Source organism: Sulfurimonas sp., assembly GCF_016744025.1.
Lineage (GTDB): Bacteria > Campylobacterota > Campylobacteria > Campylobacterales > Sulfurimonadaceae > Sulfurimonas.
The window spans coordinates 1-8,242 of sequence record NZ_JADGFC010000117.1; the positions used below are offsets into that span (position 1 = coordinate 1).

At 31.7% G+C, this 8,242-nt stretch carries 7 protein-coding genes; 2 read left to right on the forward strand and 5 right to left on the reverse strand.

The annotated features are described in order from the left end of the window. Positions 1 to 157 precede the first annotated feature (157 nt). From QZZ48_RS12725 to QZZ48_RS12745, 5 genes are read right to left on the reverse strand one after another with little or no spacing between them, the layout of a single operon-like run. Positions 158 to 1,162 carry an SAM-dependent methyltransferase gene (locus QZZ48_RS12725; RefSeq protein ID WP_294966477.1) on the reverse strand — a complete coding sequence of 335 codons (1,005 nt, stop codon included), beginning with the start codon at positions 1,160 to 1,162 and terminating at the stop codon, positions 158 to 160. Next, positions 1,155 to 2,369, reverse strand: a complete 1,215-nt coding sequence (locus QZZ48_RS12730; RefSeq protein ID WP_294966479.1) for a TolC family protein — start codon at positions 2,367 to 2,369, stop codon at positions 1,155 to 1,157. The genes QZZ48_RS12725 and QZZ48_RS12730 overlap by 8 nt, the downstream gene beginning before the upstream one ends. After that, positions 2,326 to 3,510 (reverse strand): aspartate aminotransferase family protein, encoded by a 1,185-nt coding sequence (locus tag QZZ48_RS12735; protein ID WP_294966480.1) that lies wholly within the window; start codon positions 3,508 to 3,510, stop codon positions 2,326 to 2,328. Before QZZ48_RS12735 ends, QZZ48_RS12730 begins: the two co-directional genes overlap by 44 nt. 44 nt (positions 3,511 to 3,554) lie before the next feature. Beyond that, positions 3,555 to 5,294, reverse strand: coding sequence for a molybdopterin-dependent oxidoreductase (locus QZZ48_RS12740; protein ID WP_294966482.1), 1,740 nt, complete (start codon positions 5,292 to 5,294; stop codon positions 3,555 to 3,557). Further along, entirely contained in the window at positions 5,295 to 6,092 is a 798-nt protein-coding gene (locus QZZ48_RS12745; protein WP_294966484.1) for an HlyD family efflux transporter periplasmic adaptor subunit, read from the reverse strand. It lies immediately after the preceding gene. 114 nt (positions 6,093 to 6,206) lie between these two features. Between QZZ48_RS12745 and QZZ48_RS12750 the strand changes: the two genes are divergently transcribed. After that, the gene (locus tag QZZ48_RS12750; protein WP_294966486.1) at positions 6,207 to 7,151 is read left to right on the forward strand and encodes a chemotaxis protein; all 945 of its coding nucleotides are present in this window, start codon (positions 6,207 to 6,209) and stop codon (positions 7,149 to 7,151) included. A 214-nt stretch (positions 7,152 to 7,365) separates the two neighbouring features. After that, positions 7,366 to 8,193: a response regulator transcription factor gene (locus QZZ48_RS12755; protein WP_294966488.1), complete on the forward strand. Its 828-nt coding sequence runs from the start codon at positions 7,366 to 7,368 to the stop codon at positions 8,191 to 8,193. Positions 8,194 to 8,242 lie beyond the last annotated feature (49 nt).

Genomic DNA, 8,242 nt, shown 5'->3' on the forward strand with positions numbered 1-8,242 from the left:
TTAGACCCTAGGAGACAAAAACTGTTACCACTGGTATCGTAAAGAGGTGAAATAAGAAAACTTGTTTTACTGGTCTTGAAAAAGGGAACCATTATAGTATATGTTTCTTTTTGGAAAGAGCATTTTACACACGAATCTAGAATTTAGTAGATAAATTTTACTTTTTATTCTTTCTAAAGCGTATCATTTTAAATCTCTCACCTAAGAAGTTTGGCATGATTAGCATCTTTGCTTTTTGAAGTTCTTGCTCGTAAATTTTATCTTCTACCTTTTCTTTTAGCATCTCTAAAAGGTCTAAAATTCCCATATCTACAAGAGCTACCATCTGAGCTTTAAGTTCTATAAACTCTACTCCTGCATCTTCGTATGCATCTTTTACATGTTCAAATGTAACATCGTAAGTTATATCAGACTTTGCAAAAAGTTCTTCACGATTTATATCTTTGTCAAAGAATGGTATTACTTTGTGCTTTGCATATACTCTTATGGAAAAATCAGGACGAGCTTGCATCTCACCATAGTCAAAGCTCATAAACTCAAACTTCTCACAAGATGCAGCCATCTCTTTTGCAAATGCTTCATAGCCTACAGCAATCTCTCCTCTGTCTTTGTGATACTTTTTGGCTTTTGCATCTACCCAGTCGTTATCAACATCAAACTCTACATTATGAGCTTCTACTCTTGCTGTTTTACCCTTGTAGTAAAGCTCACAAGGGAATGAGTCAAATATCTCATTTGCTACGAAAAATACATTTTTACACTTAAGTTCACTTAATGACTTATAGTGAGTTAAACTTACTGCATCTCCAAAAGACTCTTGGAAATAGTTTCTCTGCTGCTCTTGAAGGTCATCAAATCTCTCTATGATGACAAACTTCAAACTACTTAGAAGTTTTGGTCTAAGGGTATATATAAACTCAATTACGTCAGCTAAGAAGTAACCATGGTGCGCACCAATCTCACAGATGACTGCATCTTGAGCTAAAAAGCCTTCATCTACTAAAGAGATTATGTGTTTTGCGATACATCCACCAAAAAACTTGCTTGTACTTACAGCAGTGTAGAAGTCACCTTCTTTACCTATATTTTTGTAAGTTGCGTAGTAGCCCTCATCTGAGTAAAGCCACTCAAATATATAGTTGCTAAAACTATTGTTAGTCATTCTTGTACATTTCGTAAAGTGTCAATAGTTCTAGTTGTTTGTCGATTTCAAATATTGAAAGGTCTATAGTTTGGATTGAAACTGAATTTTTCAGTAAGTCAACATCGTAACTTGTTTTATAACCTGCACTAAAAAGATCTTTTGTTTCAGATAAAAGTTTCTCGTATAGTTCTCTGTTTTCTATACTAAGAAGTTTCTTCTTCTCAAAGTTCTTTACGTTTTGCATTACTTGTTCAAAAAGTGCACGAAGTTCTCTTTTTTTATCTTCTATTACAAGGTTTGATTTTAAGTACTCTATTCTTGAAGATTCAACATCTCTAAAAGTATTTATATCAAGAGGGATAGATGCAGTTACACCATATTTATAGTAGTCTTTCTCACTTGCATCATCACTTGAATATACATAATCTTCATACTTATACCAGCTATATGCAGCAGTTAAGTTCACACTTGGAAGATATTTTGCAGCAGTAATATTTTTGTTATATCTACTTTTTTCTCTATCACTTCTAGACATATTTAGTACTATATTGTGCTTTAAAAACTCTTCTTCATTGATAGTAGTTAAGTGTGGAATCGATGCCTGTGTATAAGCCATATCACTTATAGCATTAAACTGTGAGATAAGTTTTTCTTTATTTGTCTCTATATCATAAAGAGCTTGAATGACAACATTTCTATCTATGATTGCATTATCTAAGAAACCTGAATCAAGTTGACCATTTATATACTGCTCTTGTTTTTGAGCTAAACTAATCTCAGAGTTTTTTATCTGAAGATTTTGTTTTTTTATCTTCATATCCATCTGTTTTATCTGCATTAAAAGAGATATAGCATCTTTTACTAACTTTCTTTTTGCAACATCTACAGAGAGGTTAGCATAGATTCTAGAAGCCTGTGCAAACTTGATTCCATAATAAATACCACCACTTTGAAAAATGGGTTGATTCATAGTTAATACGGCACTTTGAGTAGTCTGTTCATCCGTGTAAGGATTATTTTTATAGTAACTATAGTCTAAGCTTAGTGGGGCTATCCATGAGTCTAGAAGAACAGAGCTATCAGATTCTGCTTTTTCATAGTCATAGTTAAACTGAGCTTTTTTATTTGTCGATATGTATGTTTCTAGCGGCTGAGTGTTTTCATCTGCCGCAAAAGCTGTGCTACAAAGAAGCGACAGCGCGATTAAGAGACTTGAAGCCTTCATCTATTTCCTCACTTGTGATAGTTAATGGTGGTAAAAATCTTAGAGTGTTTCTTCCGGCTTTTAAAACCATAACACCCTCTTTTTTTGCGTTTGAAATTATCTGAGCTAGTGTATCTGCATTTCTTACACGTAGTCCGCACATCATACCAATACCAACTCTTGATGTAAACATTTTTCTGTGTGCACTATAAAACTTTTCTAGTTCTTGGTTGAAGTACTCTGTAGTTTTTGTAAGTTCTCCGCTATCTGAATACTCTTTTAAAATATCCATAACAGTACAAGCAGCAGTTGTGCTAAGATAGTTTCCACCAAAAGTAGAACCATGATCACCTGCACTCAAAACTCCCTTTAAAGATGTCATCACAACACCGATAGGAACTCCACCACCAAGACCTTTTGCTAAGGTAATAATATCTGGCTCTATCTCATAAACATTAGATGCTAAGAACTCTCCTGTTCTGTAAACACCTGTTTGAACTTCATCAACTATAAGAAGTACGTTTTTAGACTTTAGCATCTTTGCAAGAGCTTGAACTTCGACTTTATCTTGTGGTTGAACTCCACCCTCACCTTGAACAAGCTCTATCATTACTGCCGTTGTATGATCATCTATAAGACTCTCTACCTGATCAATATTATCAGCATACACAAAACCATCAGGAAAAGGGCCAAAGTAGTTATGCATAGCTTCTTGACCAGTTGCTTTTACTGTTGTAATAGTTCTACCATGAAATGAATTTTGTAAAGTAATAACCTTATATCTTTTTACTTCACCATCTCTTTCTCCGAACTTTCTAGCAATCTTGATTGCACCTTCATTTGCTTCAGCTCCACTATTACCGAAGAAACATTGCATATCGTAACCACTTGCTTGAACTATTTTTTGTGCTGCTATTGCCTGAGGTGCAATATTATAAAGGTTTGAAATATGTGTAATATTAGATAACTGTGCGCTAATAGCGTCATTAACTCTTTGGTTTGCATGACCTACACTTACAACACCGATTCCAGAAGTAAAATCTATATACTCTTTATCGTCTGCATCTATCAATCTAGCATTTTTACCACTTACAAATTCTACGTCTGCTCTCGCATATGTAGGTAAAACATATTTTTTATCTAATTCTTTTATATTATTCATTATTTATACCTCTAAAATTATTTATGTATTATAGTACACAAGAGTTAAACTCTAGTGACTTCTACTCTGTTTTGCTGATAAGTTGCGTTCTTACCTTCGTAAGAATGCTTAGAAGATGTTAGGTTATTGACACCTTTTGTCCCACTATAGATAAGAATACAATCATCTCTTAAATAATCATTTATCTTTACTTTTAAATCTACACTTCCCGTTTGGGAAGTAATAGTTACTAATTCATCTTCTTTAAAACCAAGTGCTGTGTTTAAATATACATTCTCTTTACGATTAAACTGAGAGTTAAGACTTGTTTCACTCTTCATAGTTATAAGATGCAGAGTGTCAGTTATTTCAAGATTGTTATCAAACTCATCCAAGAAAATAAACTCTCCATCATCTGTATCAAATCCATCTTTATATGGAACTTCTTCTCTTTGTTTAACATGCCAGATGCCATCATCTTTTTTAAGTGCACAATTTTTAAAATGATTTATATAGAATTCTTCACTCTCATGAGCAATATTGAAATGCTTGCATAAATAAGCACTTAAATCATACTCACTAATTCCTACTTCTGTATCAGCTACCTTATTCATAAACATCATAGAGTTATGAGAATAAGATGTTCTAACGTCTTCTTTATGTAAGAAACTTTTCGCAGGAATAATTAAATCTGCTACTTCACTTGTCTCGTTTTCATATAGTCCAAAATAAACTACATTCTCAGTTTTGGATATAGACTTTTTAACTCTTAAAGAGTCTGGCATCTGAGAGAGTGGGTTTGCACCTTGAATGAATACTGTTTTAAAGTTAGAAAACTCAGTATCTACCTTTGATACAAGTTTTGCTTTTTTGTTAAACGGAGATTCTATATGTTCTCTTGAAGAGCCAAGATAAGAGACTCCACTTCCATCTTTACCAAAAAGTCCAAGCATTACAGCAAAGGCATCTATAGCTCTAATGATATCTGCGCCATCTCTGTACTTTTGTATTCCAATACCACAAACGATAGCTACTTTTTTATTTTTTACTAATTCAAGTAGTTCACCTATTTGTCCTAGTGAAACTCCTATCTCATCTAAAGCAGCCTTTATTCTAACTGTTTGAGTTAGTTCATAAAAGTCTTCGTAATCAGGGGCATGTTCATCAAGATACTCTATGTCACAATCATTATAGATATGTAAAAATCTACTAAACAAAAGAGCAAGATGCAGATCAGTTCTTGGTCTTAACTGCATATGGATATCTGCCATTTTAGCTATTTTTGTTTTAATAGGGTCAATTACGATAATCTTTTTATCTTTTATAAGGGGAAGCAGATGACTTGAGGTGGTATGTGGATTTCTACCCCAAAATATAACTACATCAGACTTATAAATTTGGGATATAGGCATGTTTTTATTAGAGCCTCTACCTTCGATAATTCCAGCTTCTCCAGCTCCATCACAAAGATTTCCATCAGTTAAGGTTGCACCATATGAAGCAAAAAAATGATCACTTACTTCTTGCATCAAAGCAAAGTTTCCACTTCCTCTATAGTGTAAAATCTCATCTGGCTTTGACTCACTTAACATCTTAGTTAATAGAATTAAAGCCTCTTGCATAGTTATTTCTTTGCCCTTATATCTAGGCTTTTGAATAAGTGCATGTTTTTTAAAATGATTCATATGTGGACATAAGAAACCATTTGTATGACCTATCTTTAGAGGCTTTATCTTGCCATTTTCATACAAGATGCCACAAGAGTCATAACAATCTAGTGGACAAGCTGTGACATTAGATAGCATCTATTTATCTTTTAACTCAATCGTTACTAGCTTTGAGAAAAGCTTTGGAGAGTCGATAATAATTTGAGCCATATATTTAGAAATATTTTTACTGTCAGCTATATTTAATGCTCTTGAAATTTTATAAGATGTTTGTTTTCCATCTATATATACAACTTTATTCTTTGCATCTGCTACATCAACTTCATTTAAGTATATAGTTAGTTTTGCTTTTGAGATATCAGCAATCTTAGCAAGTGGAGTTGAAACTCCTACAACCTGCCCTACTTTAACTGAGATTTCATAAAGTACAAAACCTTTCTCACTAAGATATTTATCTTTTAAACTTCTTTGAAGTTGAGCAACTCTCAGCTTTAAATCGGTGATTTGAACCTTAAGGTTTTGTATATCTTTTTGTGTACTTAGATAAAGATTTTCACTAGATATAAGATCGTGATACTCTTTATCTTTTTCAACAACTGATTTAAATTTTAAATCTTCTATGCGCTTATAGTTTCCTCTTTTTCTTACAAGAGATTCTTCTAAGTTAACTAAAACCTTTTTGTTTACACCGACTATGCTTCTTAAATATTCTAATTTATCTTTTATAAATACTAGTTCTTTAGCATCTAACTCAGAGTCTATACGTATGTAAGCTTTAGAAGTTAGTTTCTTACCTATCATATCCTCATCAATAAATAAGACTAAACCAGAAACGTTTGAAGAGATATCTCTAAGCTCGTATGGTTGAACCTTAGAATAGTAGACTTTTGCGAACGACAGAGTAAATGTTAAAAATAGAATTGTTAATATTTTCACTTCTCAATACCTTATATTAAATTACATATATTTTAGCATTTCATTATTAATATTCAAGCATATATTCATTTTAATTTTGGTACCATTAAAGAAGTCTAAATAAAAGGTACTTTTATGTCTGTTCTATCAAAAGTAGATGCTACTACTAACCTAGCAAAAAACAACGAACTTCAACTTTTAGTTTTTAAAATTAGCAATAAAGAAGATTCTGCATTTTATGCGATAAATGTTTTTAAAACAAGAGAAGTTGTGGAATCTAAAAATCATTTTCTGACTCAGATTCCCTCAGCTCACCCTCTTCTTGAAGGAACAATTATACTTCGTGGGCTTCAAATCCCAATACTAAATCTTCCTTCATGGTTAGGAACAACTCTAACTAAAGCAGAAATAGCTGAATCAAATATTCTAATTTGTGACTTCAATGGAATAATTATAGGTCTTAGAATTATGTCAGCATATAGAGTTATAAAGAAAAACTGGAACGAGATGCATGCACCTGATAGTTACAGAATAAAAGATGAAGGTGTTGTTATGAATGACACTAGACTTGAAGATGGAAGTTTATGCCTTATTTTGGACTATGAAAAATTATTAGCCGATGTAGTTCCACAGGCTATGGTTGATGTATATGAATCCCCTGATAACCTTAAAGACTTAGCTTTGCCAGAAAAACTTGCAAATGGTGAAGTACTTATAGCAGAAGATTCAAGAACAGCACAAAGACACCTTATACAGATTTTTAAACATTCAAATATTAGAATGAAGCTATTTGATAATGGTAAAAAACTAGTTGATTATATATTAGAAATGCCAGACCCTTCATTAATTCCAGCTGTCATAACAGATATAGAAATGCCTGAAATGTCAGGATTCACCGTTATTCAGACATTAAGAAAGAATCCTACAACTCAGAACATTCCAATAATTGTAAATAGCTCAATGACTGGTAATAACAATAAAAGAGAAGCAGAAGTACTTGGTGCAAATGGATTTATAGATAAAACAAAGAGCCATAATATAATCCCACTAATAGTAGAAGCTATGAAAGATCTTGCTTAAATAATACCAATAAGTTTATCTCCTTTTGAGATAAACTCCATTTATCCTTATATTTAAATTAATTAACAACTTCAAATATCACATTCAACCACTAACATATTTAAATAATATATAATCCCTATACTTAAGTACTAAATAATTTGTATATATGTATAATGTATTAAACATAAGCAAACAAACTATCATAAGTTTAAAGAATAAAAAAAGGATTAATATGTACAGCGCAAAAGACTTAACAAAGTATACAAAACATTTGAGTGTTTTATACATAGAAGATGATGATGAACTTAGAGAAAATATTGTTATTCTTTTTGATCTTTTTTTTAAAGGAACAGATTCGGCTTCTAATGGACAAGAAGGATTAGATCTTTACAATAAAAAACAGTATGACATAGTTATTACGGATATAAACATGCCTAAAATGAACGGTATAGAGATGATATGTAAGATAAAAGAAATTAATACCGAACAAAAAATAGTTGCTATATCAGCACATAATGAAGCGCATACCTTACAAGATTTGATTAAAGTAGGTATAAATAGTTTTATTGCTAAACCAATTATTCAAAATGATATTATAAATAGCTTATACCAAATAAGTAGAGATGCATATACTCAGATACTAAATATAGAACTTGTTAATGAGTTGAATAATAAAAATGAAGAGTTACAAAAACAGTTAAAAGAGATAAAAGCTAAAAATAATACTATTGACACTAAACATGCTCAAGTTGAAAAATTATTGCAAATAAAAACTTCTAATCTAGAAGAAACAGTAACTGATGAATTAATACCTCAATATTTTGAAAAAGATGATGACGAAGGTGAAGAAAATATTGTATTTTTAAAAAATGATGCTGATGACTTACTACAATACTTCAATGAAATACCTGAACATATTTCTCTTGCATCTATTAATTCCAATAAAGAAGATATTTTAGAAGTTGCAAAAATGTTTTCTAAAGCTTCTTGCTTACTACTTAGATATTCTCCACGCCAATTCCAACAACAAGTGCAATTTCCACCTAAATTAGCTAGCTAATCTTTTACTCATTTCACTGAAAAACACTTCATACGGAGTTTTGTATTTG

Excerpts from the sequence above, each read along its gene's own strand:
- QZZ48_RS12725 (WP_294966477.1), bottom strand. The coding sequence starts at position 1,162 with ATGACTAACAATAGTTTTAGCAACTATATATTTGAGTGGCTTTACTCA.
- QZZ48_RS12730 (WP_294966479.1), bottom strand. The coding sequence starts at position 2,369 with ATGAAGGCTTCAAGTCTCTTAATCGCGCTGTCGCTTCTTTGTAGCACA.
- QZZ48_RS12735 (WP_294966480.1), bottom strand. The coding sequence starts at position 3,510 with ATGAATAATATAAAAGAATTAGATAAAAAATATGTTTTACCTACATAT.
- QZZ48_RS12740 (WP_294966482.1), bottom strand. The coding sequence starts at position 5,294 with ATGCTATCTAATGTCACAGCTTGTCCACTAGATTGTTATGACTCTTGT.
- QZZ48_RS12750 (WP_294966486.1), top strand. The coding sequence starts at position 6,207 with ATGTCTGTTCTATCAAAAGTAGATGCTACTACTAACCTAGCAAAAAAC.
- QZZ48_RS12755 (WP_294966488.1), top strand. The coding sequence starts at position 7,366 with ATGTACAGCGCAAAAGACTTAACAAAGTATACAAAACATTTGAGTGTT.